This is a genomic window from Thalassotalea crassostreae, from assembly GCF_001831495.1.
Taxonomy (GTDB): domain Bacteria; phylum Pseudomonadota; class Gammaproteobacteria; order Enterobacterales; family Alteromonadaceae; genus Thalassotalea_A; species Thalassotalea_A crassostreae.
In genome coordinates this window covers 266,315-286,395 of sequence record NZ_CP017689.1, presented here as the reverse complement: position 1 = coordinate 286,395, position 20,081 = coordinate 266,315, and the positions used below count along the sequence as shown (strand labels likewise).

The following is a 20,081-nucleotide window of genomic DNA, read 5'->3' as shown; positions in this document are numbered from 1 at the left end:
GCGAAAAAATGAGAGTTAAAGACAAAAAATGGAAAAATATGGCTTAGAACGATCTAATTTAATTTTGAGGTAATACTGTCGATTTTTTCCTATTATCTAATAACAAACATAGGCCAACAAGCAATATTGCGCTAAACATAAGTGCTGCAAATGGCAATGATGTATCATTATGAAAATAAGCCAAAATAGGACCAGCTAATGCACCAATTCCAAATCTTAATGTGCCTATTACCGCTGTAGCTGTTCCGGTTTGGTGAGCAAATTTTAGCAAGATCATCGAGTCAGCATTAACCGCAATTAGCGATAAACTGCCCATCAATGGCATGACAGTGATTACTGTCCAGAACAGTGATAATGAAAAGTAGTTTGCTAACACGAGTAATAAAGAAGATATGAAAGCCGTGTAAAAGCCTCTCATCAGTAACACTTCAGAACCTAATCGCACAACAAAACGAGTATTGATCAATTGCGCTAACATTAAAGCGACAACATTCACACCAAATAAAAAGCTAAAGACAAACTCGCTTGTTTCAAAAACCTCTAGATAGACAAAAGGAATTGCGGTTAGGTAACAAAAGAAAGACAACGACACTAGCATCGAAGTTAAAATATATTTTCGTGCTGAAGAGTTCAATAAGACTATTTTGTAGTTACCTAAAAATGAAAGCCTAGCAATGCTACCGTCTTCTCTAGGCAGAACCTCTGGCAAAAACTTAATTGCAGCAATCAGAATCACAAATGCATAGATGGCCAAAAAATAAAACATTGCTTGCCAGTTTATAAGCACTAATATCGCACTGCCTATTGTCGGCGCTAACATAGGTGCAAACATCATAATCATACTGACATATGACATTCCTTTCGCCGTATTTTTTCCATAAAACTGTCTTATAACGCCGGGGACTACAATGGTGGCAGCCGAACCAAAAAATGCTTGCACAAACCGAAGCCACAAAAACTCCTGCTCACTGCTAGCAAACGGTATCATAAAAGACGATATTGAAAATAACGCTAAGCCGAATATTGCTAATTTACGACGTCCAAATCGGTCAACTAGCGGGCCAAATAGCAATAAACCTGTTGCATAACCTGCTAGATAGATACTTAGTGAATTTTGTATAACGGCAATTGAAGTATTAAAGTGTTTTGCTATTATCGGCATTGCCGGTAAATATAAATCAACCGCTAAAGGAGTGATCGCAACAATAGAGGCAAGCAATGGTAGCAATAAGCCTAATGAAATATGATTCTGCTGGCCAGATTCGGTCATTGTTCGCCTAACTAGTGAGTAATGGAAAGTGAATTCTTGTAAAAATAGTTTACAAGCGCAAGTGTAGCAAAAAACCTATAATAGTTTCATTATAAACTATTCGTTGTTAAAGAAAGATTATCAATATGAAGCAAGTTCAACTCTCAGCAATAAACATCTACCCGATGAAATCTGCTGCGGCAAACAGCCTTGAAAGTGCAGTTATTACAGAAACAGGCGTTCACGGTGACCGTATATTTCTGGTTACTGATTTACATGGAAAATTTATAACCGGTAGAACAAAGTCTAAATTAGTGCTCGTTCAAATTGAGAACGCGGCCAATGGATTCATATTTAATGCACCTGCGATGCCTTCTCTTATTGTTTCTAAAGCTCAGTTTTCTCAGCAATATAAAAATATACAAGTATGGCAAGATAAGTTTCAGGCGCAATATTGTACTGCTGAATTGGATCAGTGGATCAGTCAATATCTTAACCTACCCTGCCAGATCTTGTATTTAGGTGAAGAAAGCAACCGCACTCTAGATCACTATAATACTTCGTTAAGTTTTGCCGACGGTTATCCACTGCTTTTAACCAACGAAGCGTCATTAACTGAGCTAAATCAACGACTAAGTAAAGAAGTATCTATGGCTCAGTTTAGGGCCAATATTGTCGTCAGTGGCGCGCTAGCATTTGCAGAAGACGATTGGCACCAAATTAAAATCGGTAATGTGATATTTGAACTTGCGAAGCCATGCAGTCGCTGTATTTTTATCAATGTAAACCCTAACAGCGCTACTAGAGATAAAAATGGCGAACCCTTAAAAACTTTATCAACATACCGAACATCAGAAAATGGCGATGTAAACTTTGGTCAAAATCTTGTGGCACTAAATAAAGGCACTATAACGGTCAATGACACTGTGACTATTATTAAATAGTTAGTGATCATTTACTGTTAGTAATTTTTACTTATTGCTTTTATCTAATCGCTTGAAGTGAAATAATTAGTGCAGTGTGTCAAATCGGAACAACCTATGCTTTTAATGATCGACAATTATGATTCCTTTACTTTTAACTTAGTGCATTATTTTCAGCACTTGGGAGAAGAAGTGATGGTTGTTCGTAATGATGAAATAACCATTGAAGATATTAAAAGCATGAATATTGACCATATTGTTATTTCACCTGGCCCCTGTGATCCAAATAGCGCAGGGTTATCACTCAAGATCATTGCTGAATTTGGCGGTATCGTCCCCATTTTAGGAGTGTGTTTAGGACATCAATGTATTGCTCAGCACTTTGGCGGTGTAGTCGAAAAAGCTAAAACAGTAATGCATGGAAAAACATCTCTTATCAAACATCACAATAATAATGTATTTGCCGGTTTAAATAATCCATTGCAAGTCACGCGTTACCACTCTTTAGTCGTAAACAAAGATAAACTTCCTGCTGAACTTGAAGTAACCGCATGGAGTGAAGACGAAAACGGAGAATTCGATGAAATCATGGCTTTAAAACATAAAACTATGGCGATTATGGGTGTTCAATTTCACCCAGAGTCAATTTTAACCGAGCAAGGGCACGAATTACTTGCAAACTTTCTTCGTTTGAGTAAACAATAAGCAATACACAAATACGTACTTGCAAAATAATTAGTAAAACCAACCGGAATACACATGCAGATTGACAGACGGTTTCACCCTAGAGTTGATATGGAATTCAACGTTACCGTGAAAATCGAAAATAGTGATGAAACAAGACAAGTAAAAGCCACAAACCTTTCCTTATCTGGTATTCAGCTTGCTGTCGATAAAAATGATGTCGATTTTATTATCGAAAACTGCGGCCATCCTGCCGAATTTATCGTTTGTATGCATAAAGTTCCAGATCACATCGAGACAAAAGTTCGATTAGTCGTTAACCGACGATTGTCTCAACAAAAATATTTACTCGGCCTGAAATTTTTAATTATTGACGACGAAATAAAAACGCAATTGAAGCGTGTTTTTAATCTTCCAAACAAATAAAAATTAATTTTTTTAAGCTTTTAATCTCGTTGCAATAGTTATGCAACAAAATTGAATAAAACTCCCAGACCCCTTGTTTTAACTGGCTTTTTAGTGGTTAAGCTAAAGACATTAATCGATGTTTCTGGCATAATATTCGTCCAAATTGTGTTGAACCCACAGCGTTTAAACGCTTAAAGCTAACTATAATTGTTCAACCTAATGCATTTTTTCAAGAGGATTTCAGAGATGTCTGCACAAAATACGGTAAATCGAGAATTATTTGATCAAGTAATGGTGCCTAACTATTCACCTTCTGCGGTAATACCAGTTCGTGGTAAAGGGTCTCGAGTTTGGGATCAAAATAATAATGAATATATCGATTTCGCTGGTGGTATTGCAGTTAACTGTTTGGGTCATTGTCACCCTGCACTAGTTGAAGCTTTAAAGACTCAAGGCGAAAAACTTTGGCACCTATCTAACGTGATGACTAATGAGCCTGCATTACGTTTAGCAAAAAGCATCGTTGATGCAACATTTGCTGATAAAGTATATTTCGCCAACTCTGGTGCAGAATCAAATGAAGCCGCGCTTAAATTAGCACGTCGCTGGGCTATTGAAGAGCACGGTGAACATAAATCTCAAATCATCGCCTTTAAACAAGGTTTCCACGGTCGTACATTCTTTACAGTAACAGTCGGCGGTCAAGCGGCATACTCTGATGGCTTTGGCCCTAAGCCTGGTGACATTGCTCACGCAGAATACAACAACCTTGATTCATTAAAAGCATTAATCTCAGATAACACTTGTGCTGTAGTAATGGAACCATTACAAGGCGAGGGTGGTATCATTTCACCAACTAATGAATTTGTGCAAGGCGTACGTGAATTATGTGACCAACATAATGCGTTATTAGTATTTGATGAAGTACAAACTGGTGTTGGCCGAACTGGCGACCTATATGCATATATGGGTTTAAACGTTACACCTGATATTTTAACGACTGCTAAAGCTCTTGGTGGTGGTTTCCCGATTGGTGCCATGATCACAACTGACGCAATTGCTAAGCACCTTAAAATTGGTACTCATGGCAGTACTTATGGTGGTAATCCGTTAGCCTGTGCAGTTGCTGAAGCAGCTTTTAATGAAGTGAATACTTCTGCTGTGTTAAGCGGTGTCATTGCAAAAGAAAAAATCATTAAAGATGGTTTAGCGAAAATTAATGAAACATACAATGTGTTTGCCGACATACGCGGTAAAGGCCTACTTGTTGGTGCTGAACTTACCGAGCAATATCAAGGTAAAGCTAAAGTATTTTTAAATGCTGCAATGGAGCACGGTTTAATGACATTGGTTGCCGGTGCAAACGTTGTTCGCTTCGCGCCATCATTAGTAATTAGCGATGCAGAAATTCAAGATGGTTTAGAACGTTTTGAAAAAGCCGTTGCGCAAGTAGTTAACGCTTAAATAGCGGTTAATTATAAGCCTAAAACATCTTTAGTTTAGAGAATTTACTATGATCATAATCAGACCTATTCGAAGTAGCGATTACGATGCATTGCATCAAATCGCTATAGAATCAGGACATGGATTTACATCTTTACCTGTAAATGAAGAACAATTGATTAACCGAATCAATCGCGCTACACAAGCAGTCCACAAAAGTGATGAAGGCTGTGGTGATGAAGGTTATTTATTTGTTATGGAAGATACGTCAACAGGCACAGTGATCGGTACCACAGGTATTGAATCAGCTGTAGGTCTGCACGATGCTTTTTATCATTATCATTTAGGTAAAGTTGTTCATTCATCACGTGAACTTAACATCTATAACACCGTTGAAATATTATCATTGAATAATGATTACACCGGTGCAACTGAGTTATGTACTCTTTATTTACGTGATAACTACCGAGTAAATAACAACGGTCGCTTTTTATCGAAAGTCCGTTTCTTATTTATGGCAGAACAACAACAACGTTTTAACAACACAGTGATCGCCGAAATGCGTGGTGTCTCTGACGACAATGGTAGTTCTCCATTTTGGGAATGGTTAGAAGAACATTTCTTTTCAATGGACTTTCCGACAGCAGACTACTTAACAGGTATAGGTAAAAAAGAATTTATTGCCGAATTAATGCCTAAATATCCAATCTATGTAAATTTACTTAGCCAAGCGGCACAAGAAGTTATTGGTCAAGTGCACGACAAAACTTTACCGGCTTTACGACTGCTTCAGTCTGAAGGTTTTGTAAATCGTGGCTATGTTGATATTTTTGATGGCGGCCCAACAGTTGAATGTGAATTAAACTCAATACGTACAATACAAAACTCTTCTCGTTTAACAGTAAATATTGGTGAAGTCACATCGAAACACAAGCACATGCTCGCTAATACTCGAATAGTTGATTTTAGAGCAGCACAAACGACCGCTGATATTGATATAGAGCAACAAACGATCACCATCAATCAAGAATGCGCGGATGCTTTAAAAGTAAGCAACGGCGATATGCTAAGAGTCGCGGCAAGTTAATTGCCGCCGCAGCAGAGGTAATAATGACAAACTCAGTACAATTTATAAATGGTCAATGGTTAGTTGGCGAAGGCAAAGAAATGGCCTCGTTAAACCCAGCAAAAAACACAGTGTTATGGGAAGGCAATGCAGCCTCAGCTACACAGGTAAATGACGCGATAAACAGTGCGCGTGATGCCTTTGAAAGTTGGGGTTTTCAAACGGTAGAGCAACGTATAGAAGTCGTTAATCGTTTTATGGAAGTTCTTACCGAAAATAAAGAGCAAATGGCATTAGCAATTGCTGAAGAAACCGGAAAGCCACTTTGGGAAACAAGAACTGAAGCTGGTGCAATGGTTGGTAAAATTAACATTTCAATCAAAGCTTACAACGAACGAACAGGTACAGTTGAAAATGCAATGCCTGGCGCAAAAGCATTTATTCGCCATAAGCCTCATGGCGTAGTTGCCGTGTTTGGACCGTATAACTTCCCTGGTCATTTACCAAATGGCCATATCGTACCCGCACTAATTGCAGGTAATACTATCGTATTTAAGCCATCAGAATTAACACCTATGGTTGCTGAGCTTACGATGAAGCTTTGGCAACAAGCAGGGTTGCCTGAAGGCGTGATAAACATGGTTCAAGGTGAGGTGGACACTGGTATTTCACTAGCGAATCACCCTGGCATAGATGGCCTATTTTTCACTGGTAGCTCAACTACTGGTAAATTATTGCATCAACAGTTTTCTGGACAACCAGGCAAAATATTAGCATTGGAGATGGGTGGCAATAATCCATTAATCGTCAAAAATGTTTCTGATATTGATGCCGTTGTTCACGATATAATTCAATCAGCATTTATTTCGGCAGGCCAACGTTGTACTTGCGCTCGTCGATTGTTTATTGAAAATGGTAGTCAAGGCGATGCAATTATTGAAAAACTTATTAGTGCGACCAAAGCAATTAAAATTGGTATGTACGATGCAGAAGAGCAACCTTTTATTGGTTCCATGATTTCCGAGCGAGCAGCTCTTGGTATGATAGCGGCGGAGCAACAATTAATAGCTCAAGGTGCAAAGTCTCTTGTCGCTATGGCACATTTGGAATCCGGTACTGGCTTTGTAAGCCCAGGTATTGTTGATGTAACCAATGTTGAAAATATCATCGATGAAGAGCATTTTGGCCCACTTGTTAAAGTGTATCGTTATGATGATTTTGACAGTGCCATCATTGAAGCAAACAATACTCGTTTTGGTTTATCTGCAGGACTTTTAAGTGACAGCGAAGAACATTACCAACACTTTTTCAAACGCATCCGTGCAGGCATCGTGAACTGGAACAAACCTATTACCGGCGCAAGCAGTGCCGCACCATTTGGTGGCATAGGTGATAGCGGTAATCATAGAGCTAGTGCTTTTTATGCAGCAGACTACTGTGCATTCCCAGTAGCGTCTGTTGAGTCAGACAAAGTTCAGTTACCTGAAAACTTAAGCCCAGGCCTAACTATCTAATGCTTTCTTTGTCGTACAAATTACTTATCTCAGGCTTTCGTCCTGATTTCTTTAAGGTAATCGACAACTTATAATTTACCGGGCGAAGGTAAGGTATATCTTCGCCGGTTTATTTATCCAATTGATGTTTTATTTCAAACGTTTTTAAATAACCAGCACCCTGCCTAATATCTTCACCCTAAAACTATTTAAACTTTATTTATATACAACTATTTTGGGGGACTTATGAGTCTAAATGTTGAAGCACTATTTAAAAATATTTGGCAACAATATCTAAGCGTGACGCCATCGGCGGACAAAATCCATCAACTGCTTTCTAGCGGCGACGATTTGATCAATGACCATGTGGCATTTCGCACCTTTAACATTGCAAAAGTTAATCTTGAATCATTAGCTGAACATTTAATTGAGCTTGGTTACAAAGAGTGTGGGCAATATCATTTTGAACTAAAAAAACTTGATGCAAAACACTTTGAACATAGCAATCCAGAACTACCAAAAGTGTTTATTAGTGAATTAATGGTCGAGAAGCTTTCAACTGAAGCGCAAATAATCATTAATCGAATTGTTGCTGATATCGATAGTAATCTTATTAGCTCTAATGAATTTCTCTACTCTGGACGCACGTGGGAGTTAAGCTCACAAGAATACAAAACCTTACTTAAAGAAAGTGAATATGCAGCATGGCTTGCTACATGGGGTTATCAAGCAAATCACTTTACTGTGAGCGTGAACCATTTAGCCCAATATACTGCTCTTGAGCAAGTCAATCAGCGCCTTAAAGACAGTGGTTTCAGCTTAAACACTAGCGGTGGTGAAATTAAAGGTAATGTTGAAGTAATGCTCGAGCAATCTTCAACGATGGCGGATAGCATCGAGGTTGAATTTACAGATACTCAATTAAAAGTACCAAGTTGTTTTTATGAGTTCGCTAAAAGGCACCCTAAGCCTTGTGGCAATCTTTATACTGGTTTTGTTGCAGCCTCTGCCGACAAAATATTTGAAAGCACAAACCAGCAATAGACTGAATAGTTGCGATTACAAAATTATATGACTTTATTGCCGCAAATATTATAAAATAGCGGCAATTAAGCATATTGATTATGCAATACAGCGAAATACAGTTTAGGAATTACTATGCAAGCAAAAGTACAATGGGTCGGCGAAGAAAAATTTATGGGCACCTCAGAAAGTGGTCATAGTATGCTTATGGATGCAAACGGCGGAAACAATGCGGTGAGTCCGTTAGAGAATGTACTGCTTTCTCTTGGTGGTTGCTCTTCTGTAGATGTTGTTAGTATTTTAGAAAAAGCTCGTCAAAAGCTTGTTGGTTGTGAAGTGGAAATCACCTCAAAACGCGTTGATACAGTACCTCGACTATTTTCTGATATTCATTTGCACTTTGTCATCACTGGCGATAACGTTGCTGAAAAACATGTAGAAAGAGCAGTTGCGCTTTCTGCCGATAAATATTGTTCAGTTGCATTAATGCTAAACAAATCTGTAAACATCACGCACGATTTTGAGATCAAACAAGCATAACGCTGGTATTAGGTTTCAGTTAATCAATAAAAAAGGAGCTAACGCTCCTTTTTTTTGCTTTCGAGAATTAACTCAGTTCTAACTGATTAACTACCTTTTGTCGCAAGGTTCTTGCGAGCTAAATGCAGTTTTTTATAGCTATCAATTAAACGTAAATGTTTATCTAAGCCTTCAAGTTTCATACTTGTTGGTGTTAACCCATAAAACAGTACGTCACCGTTGATTGAACCAACAACATTGTCGATAACCTCTTTACCAAACATACGCTCTAAATTATGAGCATAATGTTCATACTCTAGGTCTTCATTTAACGCGATTTCTAAAACAGTGCTAACTGCTTGGTAAAATAATCCTCGCTCCACGGTATTATCATTGTACTGTAAAAATTCAGCGACTAACTCCTGTGCCTCTTCAAGTCCACCCAAGGCAAGATAAATTAGAATTTTCAATTCAAGAATCGTTAACTGTCCCCAAACCGTGTTCTCATCAAACTCAATGCCGATTAAAGTTCTAATATCAATGTAAACGTCTAATTGACTTTCTTCTAATCGAGCCAATAAATCGGCTAGCTGCTCTTCATCTAATTGATGAATATTAAGAATATCTTCACGATAATTTAATGCTTTGTTGGTGTTATCCCAAATAAGATCTTCTACAGGGTATACTTCTGAGTAATCTGGCACCAAGATGCGACAAGCGGTAGCACCATGACCATCAAACACAGCAACGTAAGCCTCTTTACCAAGGTCGTCTAAAATTGCCATTAAGCTAGCATTTTCTTCTTCATTGGTACCGGAAAAGTCCCATTCACAGAATTCATAATCATAATTAGTGCTAAAGAAACGCCAAGAAATGACACCGGTAGAATCAATAAAGTGCTCAACAAAGTTTTCCGGCTCACTTACAGTCATACTATTAAATGTAGGCTTAGGAACATCATTAAGTCCTTCAAAGCTTCTTCCTTGTAGTAGCTCAGTAAGACTTCGTTCTAACGCGACTTCAAAGCTAGGATGCGCACCGAATGATGCAAATACACCTCCAGTTCGCGGATTCATTAGCGTTACACACATCACTGGAAATTGCCCGCCCAATGACGCATCTTTAACAACCACTGGGAAACCTTGCTCTTCTAACCCTTTAATCCCCGCCAATATACTCGGGTACTTTTCAATAACATGCTGTGGTACGTCAGGTAAGATAATCTCTTGTTCTATAATTTGACGCTTTACCGCTCGTTCAAAGATTTCTGATAAACACTGAACTTGCGCTTCGAATAAATTATTGCCCGCGCTCATGCCGTTACTTAAAAATAAGTTTTCAATTAAATTAGATGGAAAGTAAACGGTTTCGCCATCAGATTGACGCACGTATGGTATAGAACAAATACCGCGATCTACTCGACCTGAATTGGTATCAATTAAATGTGAACCGCGCAATTCGCCATCGGGATTGTAAATATCTAAACAATAATCGTCTAATATGCCAGCTGGTAATTCATCATTTTCAGTTAATTCAAACCATTTTTCATTTGGATAGTGTACAAAATCGCTACTGGCGATATCTTCACCCAAGAACTGATCGTTATAAAAAAAGTTGCAGTTCAGTCTCTCGATGAATTCGCCTAAGGCAGAACATAAAGCGCTTTCTTTCGTTGCGCCTTTACCATTGGTGAAACACATAGGAGATGCTGCATCACGAATATGTAATGACCAAACATTAGGTACTATATTACGCCAAGAAGATATCTCAATCTTCATTCCTAAATCAGCAAGAATGCCAGTCATGTTAGAGATGGTTTGTTCAAGAGGTAAATCTTTACCTAGGATGTAAGTGCTTGCATCACCATCAGGCTGGCCCATAAGCATTGCTTGTGCATCTTCATCTAAGTTTTCAACTTGTTCAATTTTAAATTCAGGTCCTGTCTGGACCACTTTCTTAACGGTACAGCGGTCAATAGAACGTAAAATACCTTGGCGATCTTTGTCCGAAATGCTTTCTGGTAACTCAACATCTATCTGAAATATTTGGTTATAGCGGTCTTGCGGGTCAACAATGTTATTTTGCGATAAGCGAATATTTTCCGTTGAAATATCACGGGACTTACAATACACCTTCACAAAATAAGCTGCACAAAGTGCCGATGATGCCAGAAAGTAGTCAAAAGGACTTGGCGCTGAACCATCACCTTTATAGCGAATTGGTTGATCAGCGATTACCGTAAAATCATCAAACTTAGCTTCTAGTCTAAGATTGTCGAGAAAATTAACTTTAATTTCCATTAAATAGTTCCTGGGTCATGGACGACATTGCGAGCAATAATTCTGCTGCTTTAAATAGTGCCTTTAAAACGATGGGTTAATTATACTAATTATCCGATGTTTTGCGGGAATAGTTTTGAATTAATTAGCAAATAGACAAGAATAGTTGGTTATAAGTTAGTGAATGAGCTCAAATTTTTACGATCCACAGCTTCCTGCAGGAGGTGGATATAAAAAGTAGCTACTTGCTTTCGCTTTTCTTTAAGCAAAAAAAAGAGCGCCTAAGCGCTCTTTTTCTGTAGTACTTGGTAGTTACCAAGTAATCGATATTAGTCGATTACTTTAGATACAACACCAGCACCAACTGTACGGCCACCTTCACGGATAGCGAAGCGTAAACCTTCGTCCATCGCGATTGGGTTGATTAGCTCAACAACAAACTTTAAGTTGTCGCCAGGCATTACCATTTCTACACCTTCAGGAAGCTCTACAGCACCTGTGATGTCAGTTGTACGGAAGTAGAACTGTGGACGGTAACCTTTGAAGAATGGAGTATGACGACCACCTTCATCTTTAGTTAGTACGTATACTTCTGATTCGAACTTAGTATGCGGGTTGATTGAACCAGGCTTACATAGTACTTGACCACGTTGTACGTCTTCACGCTTAGTACCACGTAAAAGAACACCACAGTTCTCACCAGCACGACCTTCGTCAAGAAGCTTACGGAACATTTCTACACCAGTACAAGTAGTAGTTGTAGTTTCTTTGATACCTACGATTTCTACTTCGTCACCAACTTTAACGATACCACGCTCAACACGACCAGTTACAACTGTACCACGACCTTGGATTGAGAAAACATCTTCGATTGGAAGGATGAAGTCACCATCGATTGCACGCTCTGGCTCTGGAATGTAAGTATCAAGTGCGTTAGCAAGTTCTACTACACGCTCTTCCCATTGTGCTTCACCGTTAAGTGCGCCTAATGCTGAACCTTGGATTACTGGTAAGTCATCACCTGGGAAATCGTATTCAGAAAGAAGTTCACGAACTTCCATTTCTACTAATTCTAATAACTCTTCGTCATCTACCATGTCACATTTGTTCATGAATACGATGATGAAAGGAACACCAACCTGACGAGAAAGTAGGATGTGCTCACGAGTTTGTGGCATAGGACCATCTGTAGCAGCAACTACTAAGATAGCGCCGTCCATTTGTGCAGCACCAGTGATCATGTTTTTAACGTAATCGGCGTGACCAGGACAGTCTACGTGTGCGTAGTGACGTGTTTCTGTATCGTACTCGATGTGAGAAGTATTGATTGTAATACCACGCTCACGCTCTTCTGGAGCATTATCGATTTGTGCGAAATCTTTAACTTCACCACCGTGAACTTTAGTAAGAACCGCAGAGATAGCAGCCGTTAAAGTAGTTTTACCGTGATCGACGTGACCGATAGTACCAACGTTAACGTGCGGTTTCGAACGTTCAAATTTTTCTTTAGCCATTTTAATTACCTTAAAAGTTATAAACAAGCGGGCGGCAACCCGATTTTTTTGCTTACTATATATATGCGATTCCCAACAACATATCTGTTAAACAAATAAATATTGACTAACAAATATACAGGGAGTCTTTTTCAGGGGCACAATTTAGCAAACTCTAATGATATTGTCTAAACTTTATGCTTTCATTTTGAAGAAAAAATGCAAAAAAGCGTGTTTTTTTATAAAAATTACCTTTTTCGGCGCAGTTTTTACAAACTTTCGGTACAAGTTGATTATTTTTTATCAAATTTTGATGTTAGTTTGCTTTAACTAATGTATAATCCGCGCAAAATTTTAAACGTAACTTTAAACTAAATAGAGTAAAAGAATGGCTGATTTATCAAAATACAGAAATATTGGTATCTTCGCTCACGTTGATGCTGGTAAAACGACTACAACTGAGCGTATCCTTAAACTTACAGGTATGATCCACAAAATTGGTGAAGTACATGATGGTGAGTCAACAACTGACTTCATGGAACAGGAAGCTGAGCGTGGTATTACTATCCAGTCAGCTGCCGTTACTTGTGAATGGAAAAAACATCGTTTCAACGTAATCGACACTCCTGGTCACGTTGACTTTACAGTAGAAGTATACCGCTCATTAAAAGTACTTGATGGTGGTATCGGTGTATTCTGTGGTTCTGGTGGTGTTGAACCTCAATCAGAAACAAACTGGCGTTACGCGAACGAGTCAAAAGTTGCTCGTTTGATCTTCGTTAACAAATTAGACCGTTTAGGTGCTAACTTTTACCGCGTTAAAGACCAAGTAGAAAACGTACTAGGTGCTCGTTCATTAGTAATGACTTTACCAATCGGTGAAGAAGATGATTTCGTAGGTGTTGTTGACGTATTAACTCAGAAAGCTTACATCTGGGATGATTCAGGTCAACCAGAAAACTACAAAGTTGAAGACATCCCAGCTGATATGGTTGATGATGCTGCTGCTTACCGTGAAGAAATGATCGAAACAGCTTTAGAAGCTGACGAAGATCTTCTTATGGAATACTTAGAAGGTGAATTAACGCCGACTGATGAGCAAATTAAAGCGTGTATCCGTAAAGGTACTAACGAATTAATGTTCTTCCCTACATACTGTGGTTCTGCTTTCAAGAACAAAGGTATGCAACTTCTTCTTGATGCTGTTGTTGACTACTTACCGTCTCCAACTGAAGTACCACCTCAACCGTTAACTGACGAAGAAGGTGAGCCAACAGGTGAATTCGCATTAGTAGATGCAGAAGAGCCGTTCCGTGCATTAGCATTTAAGATTATGGATGACCGTTTCGGTGCACTTACTTTCGTACGTGTATACTCAGGTACTCTTAATAAAGGTGATACAGTTCTTAACTCATTCACTGGTAAAACAGAGCGTATCGGCCGTATGGTTGAAATGCAAGCTGAAGACCGTACAGAGCTTACATCAGCACAAGCTGGTGACATCTTAGCTATCGTAGGTATGAAAAACGTTCAAACTGGTCATACATTATGTTCAATTAAAGAACCATGTACTCTTGAAGCTATGGTATTCCCAGAGCCAGTAATCTCAATCGCTGTTGCACCTAAAGATAAAGGTGGTTCAGAGAAGATGGGTGTTGCTATCGGTAAGATGGTTGCTGAAGATCCAACGTTTAAAGTTGAAACTGATGAAGATTCAGGTGAAACAATTTTACGTGGTATGGGTGAACTTCACTTAGATATCAAAGTAGATATCCTTAAGCGTACATACGGTGTTGATTTAGTTGTAGGTAAGCCACAAGTTGCATACCGTGAAACTATCACAAGAGAAGTTGAAGATTCTTACACGCATAAGAAACAATCTGGTGGTTCTGGTCAATTCGGTAAAATCGATTACCGCATCAAGCCAGGTGAACCTAATTCAGGCTTCACTTTCACTTCAACAGTTGTTGGTGGTAACGTTCCTAAGGAATTCTTCCCAGCAGTTGAGAAAGGTTTCAAATCTATGATGGATACTGGTGTATTAGCTGGTTTCCCTGTATTAGACGTTGAAGTTGAATTATTCGATGGTGGTTTCCACGCAGTCGATTCATCTGCTGTTGCTTTCGAAATCGCTGCTAAAGGCGCATTCCGTCAGTCAATTCCAAAAGCTGGTGCTCAACTTATCGAACCTATCATGAAAGTTGACGTGTTCACTCCAGAAGATCACGTTGGTGATGTTATCGGTGACCTTAACCGTCGTCGTGGTATGATCAAAGACCAAGAAGCTGGTACAACTGGTGTTCGTATTAAAGCTGACGTTCCTCTTTCAGAAATGTTCGGTTACATCGGATCTCTACGTACAATGACATCAGGTCGTGGTCAATTCTCAATGGAATTCAGCCACTACAATGCATGTCCAGCTAACGTTTCTGAAGCAGTTATTGCTGAAGTTAAAGAACGTGAAGCTGCTAAGAAGAAATAGAACTTCTATTTAATCTAAGCATATGCTTTAAAAAAAGGTCGCTATTGCGACCTTTTTTATTGCCTGTAAAACGAAGAAAATAACTACTTATTCTTTGGCTCTAATATTTTCAGTCCGTGCATCTAACATCACTACACAGAATGAACAAAGATTAAAAATAACAACTTTGTTTTTAATTTTACTCTGAAAATCGATTAAATTTTGAATCTAAAATCTATTTAGCTACGTATTAAGGTCATACTCAATTATAAAGTGAAACTTATGTTCTCGATATTTAGATCCAACCCAACCAAGAAGTTAAACAAACTATATGAAGCCAAACTTGAGCAAGCCATGTTTACACAAAGAAATGGCGATATAAAATCTTATTCCATGCTTACAGCTGAAGCAGAAGAAATTGCCGATAAAATAAAAACATTAGAAGAATCAACAGACACCTAAAAGCATTAATCACGAGCTCGTTAAGCTCACTTTCAAAAATTTGAAAGTTTGAAGCAAGTCTATTACTAATGATTTAGTTGTTATCAATGTTGTTGATTTTTGACGCCTGGTAAATGATAAAGACGGTTAATATAATTGGTAGCAATGAAAATAAGCCAAACGGTATATTTCCGCTAACGAAAATAAGAAATGCAGATATTGTGAACGCTAGGCAAGAAATTATAGCACCACAAAATCTTGTTCTAGAATGACAAAGCAATGCACCGGCTATTATTTGCATCACTCCAAATGTCACTATCATGCTAATACTAAAATCAAAACTTTGCAGAAACTCTACTTCTTCAGGGACTTGCATCACCTTAGCAATTCCGGCGGCAATACTTACAAGCGCGACTAACGCTACTATTAATATAATTGCAATCTTCATACAGACTCTCTTAGTTTTTTCGTAGCTTTACTTTGGCGCTAAGCCCATATCATCTAACCGATATAATATTTCTTCTTTCCGTTTTCTTGCTACTTCTTGCCAATGAATACCTTCACGAGCGCCAATAATTGCGTAAATAGAATTAAGTCCTGTACCTTTTACACTTAATTTGAGTTGCTTATATAGTTCAAATGGATCGATCGCCATAAAGTCATCGACTGAATTTATATTAACTTCAGCTAATACTTGTTCGCTTTTGGGACCAAATCCCTTCAAATCTCTCAATCGCATTGAAACCTCAAAATCTAATAATAAGGAGTGCAATCTGCATCCAACCGATTGAATGCAGATTTGATGATGACTAGTTCTTACGAATTGATTTTGTATCTAACATCATACTCATTCCTTGCATGTTTGCAGGAATAACAACCACACCACCTTCATTTTCAGCAAACGCCTTTAATGCGTCGTTTAATTCATGTTGTAAATACTCAGGCGTAAGTGATGAATTGATAATCGCATTCGCTTCGGCAATACCTCGGGCGCGGGCGATTTCAATTTCTGCATCTTTGCCGGCAATTTCTACTTCAACTTTTTTCGCTTCAAGTGTTTTTTGCGCTTGCACCGCTTTTTGAATGGCGGCTTCGATTGTCGGATCGGTATTTAGCGCTCGAATAGCTACTCGCGTGATGGTAAACACACCAGGATCTTTTTCATCAAGTTTAAGCTGCAATTCTGTCGCTATGCCTAACCGCAACTCATCGCGATTACGATGTAACTCTAAAGAATCAATTTTTGTAACTTCTTCGTATATAACATCACGACCTTCACGATAAACGATGGTGTAAGCTGGCAGTAACGCGTCTTCGCCGCGACGGTATGAAGCGGCATACTTAACCATAGTTTCAGCAATCTTACTTGCTTCAACCTTATAGAAGATACTGATGTCTAAGTCTTGTAATCTTAAATTATCTCGAGCTTTTGGTCTAAGGTCATTAAAATCTATTGCGATTTCTTTAGCTGAAAACTCATAAGCTTTAGTAATAATCGGTAATTTCCAGTTTAATCCTGGAGAAACCTCTTCCATATCGACCGTACCTACGGTTTTAGTCACAGCAACGTGGCCAGTGTCAATAATGTACCAACTGCTAAAAAGTAGAATGACGCCAATAACGGCAGCAATTATTGCGAGTATTGATGGTGTTTTCATAGATTCCCTCTGAAATGATTTTTGCAACTGCATTTTTTATTCTTGGATTTTGGAGTTTTGGATTAAGGACTAGCCTACAGGTAATTGTTTACTCACACAATTGCAACGTAAAACTGACATTTTTGGCTTATTTTAAAAAAATTGATCTAAATCAAAGAAATCTAAATGAGAATTGTTTGCATTTAGATTATTATTTGTTTAGAATTCCTTTCATCAGATTAAACGTAACAAATTAACACAACTTATTTACATTTTTCAGGGAACAATCATGATCAAGAAATCTATCATCGCTACTACGCTTTTATCTATTTTTGCAACGAATGCTGTAGCGGCAGATGAGAATCAAGAATTACGTAAAGTAATTGCTGAGCAGCAAGAAGTTTTGAAATCGTTAGAAAGAAGATTAGACGAAACTGAAAGCCGTCTTGAAGCAACTGCAGTTCAAGTTGACGAAAACTCTTCTGCTAGCCCTTTCGCGAATACTACGATTGGTGGCTACGGTGAACTTCACTACAATAACTACGAAGATTCTGATGCTGAAATAGATTTCCACCGCTTTGTACTATTTTTTGGTCATGAGTTCGATTCAAAAACACGTTTCTTTTCTGAATTCGAATTAGAGCATTCTTTAGCGGGTGACGGTGAAGATAAACCAGGTGAAGTTGAATTAGAACAAGCCTATGTAGAATATGATTACAGCGACACAATTACTACTAAAACTGGTTTATTTTTAGTACCGGTTGGTATTATCAATGAAACTCATGAGCCGCCAACGTTTTACGGTGTAGAGCGCAATGGTGTTGAAAAAAATATTATTCCAGCGACTTGGTGGGAAGCAGGTTTAGCTGCTAACTTCAAAGTATCTCCAGGCTTAAGCATTGATGCTGCTGTTACTAGTGGTTTAAAAGTAGGCGATGATTATAAAATCCGTGGCGGTCGTCAAAAAGTTGCAGAAGCAAGTGCAGAAAACTTAGCTTATACAGCTCGTGTAAAATATACCGGTATTGCAGGTTTAGAATTAGCATCAACTATTCAGTATCAAACTGATGTTACACAAAGTGCTGAAGGTGTTGATGATGCAGCAGCGACTTTAATTCAAGCGCACGCTATTTATCAAGTGAATGACTTCTCTATACGTGCTTTATACGCAACATGGGATATCGATGGTGATGAAGCAGCCGCACTTGGTCGTGATGAGCAAACAGGTTGGTACATTGAACCGTCTTACAAAATCACTGAAGAATTTGGCGTGTTCGCTCGTTATGCTGAATACAATAACGAAGCAGGTTTAAGCGACTCAGATGCGGTTGAATCAACAAGTGCCGGCATCAACTACTACTTACATGAAAATGTAGTATTAAAAGCTGACGTAGAAGAGTTAGGTGGCTCTAAAGATTCAAAAGGTTTCAACTTAGGTTTTGGTTACCAATTCTAATCAAAACAGTTAAAATCGATACTAAAGTGAATAAGAGCTTGCTCTTATTCACTTTGTTCGTTTAAAAAATACAGAAAATTTTCTATATTTTTTAAGCGAATAAAGTCCATATAAATAAGGCATAATGTGATCAAATTAACATTTACGATATTGATGTTTTTAGCTATTAGCTCTTTTGCTAGAGCGACTGACGTGTATCAAACCAATGAGCAGTTTCTGGCTCAAACATTTAACGGCAATGCACCGAAAGCCAATGTAATGTGGTTAAACGCGGAAGACAAGGAGACAATTAGCTCGATCATGAGCCGTAAATTCAATAAGTTACGCATACGTTATTGGCAACAAAACGATAAGACAGCCTGGATTATCGATGAAATTGGCAAAGAGAAACCAATTACGATTGGTGTCCATATAGAACAAAACAAAATTATTAACCTTTCTGTGTTAGCATTTAGAGAAAGTCGCGGTGATGAAGTTCGTCATCAATTTTTTACTAAGCAATTTATCAACGCTCAAATAGATGAAGAAAATCAGTTAAATCAAAATATTGATGGTATAACTGGTGCTACAATGTCGGTACGAGCATTGAAAAAAGTTGCTCGGTTGACGCTATGGTTAGACAGTAAAACGAAACCGAAATTGGCAAAATCATAACAAGGCATACTGCAACAAAATAGAATGGTTAAAAGAGCAAACAATAAAAAGCGATCATTACATTCAATGGTTATCCGTCATTTGCGAGAATTACATCGTAAGTTGGGTATCTTTTCTGCGCTTGCATTAATTTTTTTGGCTGTATCAGGCATAGCACTTAACCATACCGAAGCATTTAAGCTTGGCCATATCAACATAACTAACCAATGGTTATTACAACATTACGGCGTTAAAGATCCTATTGATGTCGAATACTTTTCAGAAAAAGAGTTTTTTGTTGCCGATAGTTTAGTTTTTCACAATCACGACTTATTACTTGAAAACCAAGACCCAGTAATTGCCATAGCAAAGTACTCCGACTTTCATATTATTTTGTCATCGAATAAATTGACCTTATTAGATGAAACCTACGCATTAGTCGACCAAATCACAAGTGATGATGGTTTGCCATCAAGCATAACAGCAATAAGTATCAATAATGACAAGGTGATCTTAAATACCTCACAAGGGTATTTTCAAAATGAAGAACACCTATTTACTTGGCAAAATATTGAAGCGATCACCGAGCCTTTATGGTTAGCCCCTACAGATGTTAACATTGACGATATTAACAACGCTAAAACAATCTATAAATCTCAATTTTTATCACTAGAACGAATCATTTTAGATGCCCACTCCGGTCGCATATTCGGGGACTATATGGTGTTATTTATGGACCTAATCGCAATAGCAATAATTATCCTTTCACTCAGTGGATTATATATTTGGGTTCGATACGCTCGTGCGAAGCGATAATTTCATCGTTTAAGTTGGCTCACGTTACCTAAACCAAGCAAATTCGTCTTATTTTGT

Annotated in this window: 19 protein-coding genes; 13 read left to right on the top strand and 6 right to left on the bottom strand. The window is 38.2% G+C overall.

The features are described 5' to 3' along the window. Positions 1–58: 58 nt before the first annotated feature. Positions 59–1,270: a multidrug effflux MFS transporter gene (locus LT090_RS01325; protein ID WP_068547867.1), complete on the bottom strand. Its 1,212-nt coding sequence runs from the start codon at positions 1,268–1,270 to the stop codon at positions 59–61. Between the two features lie 125 nt (positions 1,271–1,395). Between LT090_RS01325 and LT090_RS01320 the strand changes: the two genes are divergently transcribed. The 8 genes from LT090_RS01320 to LT090_RS01285 all read left to right on the top strand — a co-directional run bounded on the left by LT090_RS01320 (position 1,396) and on the right by LT090_RS01285 (position 8,829). Continuing rightward, positions 1,396–2,193, top strand: a complete 798-nt coding sequence (locus tag LT090_RS01320; RefSeq protein WP_068547868.1) for an MOSC domain-containing protein — start codon at positions 1,396–1,398, stop codon at positions 2,191–2,193. 96 nt (positions 2,194–2,289) lie between these two features. Next, complete coding sequence (locus LT090_RS01315; RefSeq protein ID WP_068547869.1) at positions 2,290–2,877, top strand: anthranilate synthase component II; 588 nt, start codon at positions 2,290–2,292, stop codon at positions 2,875–2,877. Positions 2,878–2,931: 54 nt separating this feature from the next. Continuing rightward, complete coding sequence (locus LT090_RS01310; protein ID WP_082897282.1) at positions 2,932–3,282, top strand: PilZ domain-containing protein; 351 nt, start codon at positions 2,932–2,934, stop codon at positions 3,280–3,282. A 228-nt stretch (positions 3,283–3,510) separates the two neighbouring features. Further along, positions 3,511–4,728, top strand: coding sequence for an aspartate aminotransferase family protein (locus LT090_RS01305; protein WP_068547871.1), 1,218 nt, complete (start codon positions 3,511–3,513; stop codon positions 4,726–4,728). A 49-nt stretch (positions 4,729–4,777) separates the two neighbouring features. Further along, complete coding sequence (astA, locus tag LT090_RS01300) at positions 4,778–5,794, top strand: arginine N-succinyltransferase (protein WP_068547872.1); 1,017 nt, start codon at positions 4,778–4,780, stop codon at positions 5,792–5,794. A gap of 23 nt (positions 5,795–5,817) precedes the next feature. Beyond that, positions 5,818–7,287 (top strand): succinylglutamate-semialdehyde dehydrogenase, encoded by a 1,470-nt coding sequence (gene astD / locus LT090_RS01295; RefSeq protein WP_068547873.1) that lies wholly within the window; start codon positions 5,818–5,820, stop codon positions 7,285–7,287. A 225-nt stretch (positions 7,288–7,512) separates the two neighbouring features. Then, on the top strand, positions 7,513–8,310 hold the full coding sequence (locus LT090_RS01290; protein WP_068547874.1) for a DUF1338 domain-containing protein: 798 nt from the start codon (positions 7,513–7,515) through the stop codon (positions 8,308–8,310). Positions 8,311–8,424: 114 nt separating this feature from the next. Beyond that, on the top strand, positions 8,425–8,829 hold the full coding sequence (locus LT090_RS01285; RefSeq protein WP_068547875.1) for an OsmC family protein: 405 nt from the start codon (positions 8,425–8,427) through the stop codon (positions 8,827–8,829). Positions 8,830–8,915: 86 nt separating this feature from the next. Here the strand turns inward: LT090_RS01285 and LT090_RS01280 are convergent, their stop codons facing one another. Together LT090_RS01280 and tuf are read right to left on the bottom strand one after the other, a co-directional pair. After that, positions 8,916–11,108: an OsmC domain/YcaO domain-containing protein gene (locus LT090_RS01280; RefSeq protein WP_068547876.1), complete on the bottom strand. Its 2,193-nt coding sequence runs from the start codon at positions 11,106–11,108 to the stop codon at positions 8,916–8,918. 308 nt (positions 11,109–11,416) lie between these two features. Beyond that, complete coding sequence (gene tuf / locus LT090_RS01275) at positions 11,417–12,601, bottom strand: elongation factor Tu (RefSeq protein WP_070795866.1); 1,185 nt, start codon at positions 12,599–12,601, stop codon at positions 11,417–11,419. A gap of 367 nt (positions 12,602–12,968) precedes the next feature. Between tuf and fusA the strand changes: the two genes are divergently transcribed. Both fusA and LT090_RS01265 read left to right on the top strand, forming a co-directional pair. Next, positions 12,969–15,062: an elongation factor G gene (fusA, locus tag LT090_RS01270; RefSeq protein WP_068547811.1), complete on the top strand. Its 2,094-nt coding sequence runs from the start codon at positions 12,969–12,971 to the stop codon at positions 15,060–15,062. 261 nt (positions 15,063–15,323) lie between these two features. Then, entirely contained in the window at positions 15,324–15,503 is a 180-nt protein-coding gene (locus LT090_RS01265) for a DUF6435 family protein (RefSeq protein WP_068547810.1), read from the top strand. Positions 15,504–15,576: 73 nt separating this feature from the next. On the opposite strand, the gene LT090_RS01260 is transcribed toward LT090_RS01265, so the two are convergent. The 3 genes from LT090_RS01260 to LT090_RS01250 all read right to left on the bottom strand — a co-directional run bounded on the left by LT090_RS01260 (position 15,577) and on the right by LT090_RS01250 (position 17,140). Continuing rightward, the gene (locus LT090_RS01260; protein WP_068547809.1) at positions 15,577–15,930 is read right to left on the bottom strand and encodes a hypothetical protein; all 354 of its coding nucleotides are present in this window, start codon (positions 15,928–15,930) and stop codon (positions 15,577–15,579) included. Positions 15,931–15,957: 27 nt separating this feature from the next. Continuing rightward, complete coding sequence (locus LT090_RS01255) at positions 15,958–16,221, bottom strand: TfoX/Sxy family DNA transformation protein (RefSeq protein WP_068547808.1); 264 nt, start codon at positions 16,219–16,221, stop codon at positions 15,958–15,960. 70 nt (positions 16,222–16,291) lie between these two features. Then, positions 16,292–17,140, bottom strand: coding sequence for an SPFH domain-containing protein (locus LT090_RS01250; protein WP_068547807.1), 849 nt, complete (start codon positions 17,138–17,140; stop codon positions 16,292–16,294). A 268-nt stretch (positions 17,141–17,408) separates the two neighbouring features. On the opposite strand from LT090_RS01250, the gene LT090_RS01245 reads away from it, so the two are divergent. From LT090_RS01245 to LT090_RS01235, 3 genes are all read left to right on the top strand, one after another. Beyond that, positions 17,409–18,575: a porin gene (locus LT090_RS01245; RefSeq protein ID WP_193408711.1), complete on the top strand. Its 1,167-nt coding sequence runs from the start codon at positions 17,409–17,411 to the stop codon at positions 18,573–18,575. 126 nt (positions 18,576–18,701) lie between these two features. Further along, positions 18,702–19,229: an FMN-binding protein gene (locus LT090_RS01240; protein ID WP_068547805.1), complete on the top strand. Its 528-nt coding sequence runs from the start codon at positions 18,702–18,704 to the stop codon at positions 19,227–19,229. Positions 19,230–19,253: 24 nt separating this feature from the next. Further along, entirely contained in the window at positions 19,254–20,024 is a 771-nt protein-coding gene (locus tag LT090_RS01235; protein ID WP_068547804.1) for a PepSY domain-containing protein, read from the top strand. The last annotated feature ends 57 nt before the right edge of the window (positions 20,025–20,081 follow it).

Excerpts from the sequence above, each read along its gene's own strand:
- LT090_RS01325 (WP_068547867.1), bottom strand. The coding sequence starts at position 1,270 with ATGACCGAATCTGGCCAGCAGAATCATATTTCATTAGGCTTATTGCTA.
- LT090_RS01320 (WP_068547868.1), top strand. The coding sequence starts at position 1,396 with ATGAAGCAAGTTCAACTCTCAGCAATAAACATCTACCCGATGAAATCT.
- LT090_RS01315 (WP_068547869.1), top strand. The coding sequence starts at position 2,290 with ATGCTTTTAATGATCGACAATTATGATTCCTTTACTTTTAACTTAGTG.
- LT090_RS01310 (WP_082897282.1), top strand. The coding sequence starts at position 2,932 with ATGCAGATTGACAGACGGTTTCACCCTAGAGTTGATATGGAATTCAAC.
- LT090_RS01305 (WP_068547871.1), top strand. The coding sequence starts at position 3,511 with ATGTCTGCACAAAATACGGTAAATCGAGAATTATTTGATCAAGTAATG.
- astA (WP_068547872.1), top strand. The coding sequence starts at position 4,778 with ATGATCATAATCAGACCTATTCGAAGTAGCGATTACGATGCATTGCAT.
- astD (WP_068547873.1), top strand. The coding sequence starts at position 5,818 with ATGACAAACTCAGTACAATTTATAAATGGTCAATGGTTAGTTGGCGAA.
- LT090_RS01290 (WP_068547874.1), top strand. The coding sequence starts at position 7,513 with ATGAGTCTAAATGTTGAAGCACTATTTAAAAATATTTGGCAACAATAT.
- LT090_RS01285 (WP_068547875.1), top strand. The coding sequence starts at position 8,425 with ATGCAAGCAAAAGTACAATGGGTCGGCGAAGAAAAATTTATGGGCACC.
- LT090_RS01280 (WP_068547876.1), bottom strand. The coding sequence starts at position 11,108 with ATGGAAATTAAAGTTAATTTTCTCGACAATCTTAGACTAGAAGCTAAG.
- tuf (WP_070795866.1), bottom strand. The coding sequence starts at position 12,601 with ATGGCTAAAGAAAAATTTGAACGTTCGAAACCGCACGTTAACGTTGGT.
- fusA (WP_068547811.1), top strand. The coding sequence starts at position 12,969 with ATGGCTGATTTATCAAAATACAGAAATATTGGTATCTTCGCTCACGTT.
- LT090_RS01265 (WP_068547810.1), top strand. The coding sequence starts at position 15,324 with ATGTTCTCGATATTTAGATCCAACCCAACCAAGAAGTTAAACAAACTA.
- LT090_RS01260 (WP_068547809.1), bottom strand. The coding sequence starts at position 15,930 with ATGAAGATTGCAATTATATTAATAGTAGCGTTAGTCGCGCTTGTAAGT.
- LT090_RS01255 (WP_068547808.1), bottom strand. The coding sequence starts at position 16,221 with ATGCGATTGAGAGATTTGAAGGGATTTGGTCCCAAAAGCGAACAAGTA.
- LT090_RS01250 (WP_068547807.1), bottom strand. The coding sequence starts at position 17,140 with ATGAAAACACCATCAATACTCGCAATAATTGCTGCCGTTATTGGCGTC.
- LT090_RS01245 (WP_193408711.1), top strand. The coding sequence starts at position 17,409 with ATGATCAAGAAATCTATCATCGCTACTACGCTTTTATCTATTTTTGCA.
- LT090_RS01235 (WP_068547804.1), top strand. The coding sequence starts at position 19,254 with ATGGTTAAAAGAGCAAACAATAAAAAGCGATCATTACATTCAATGGTT.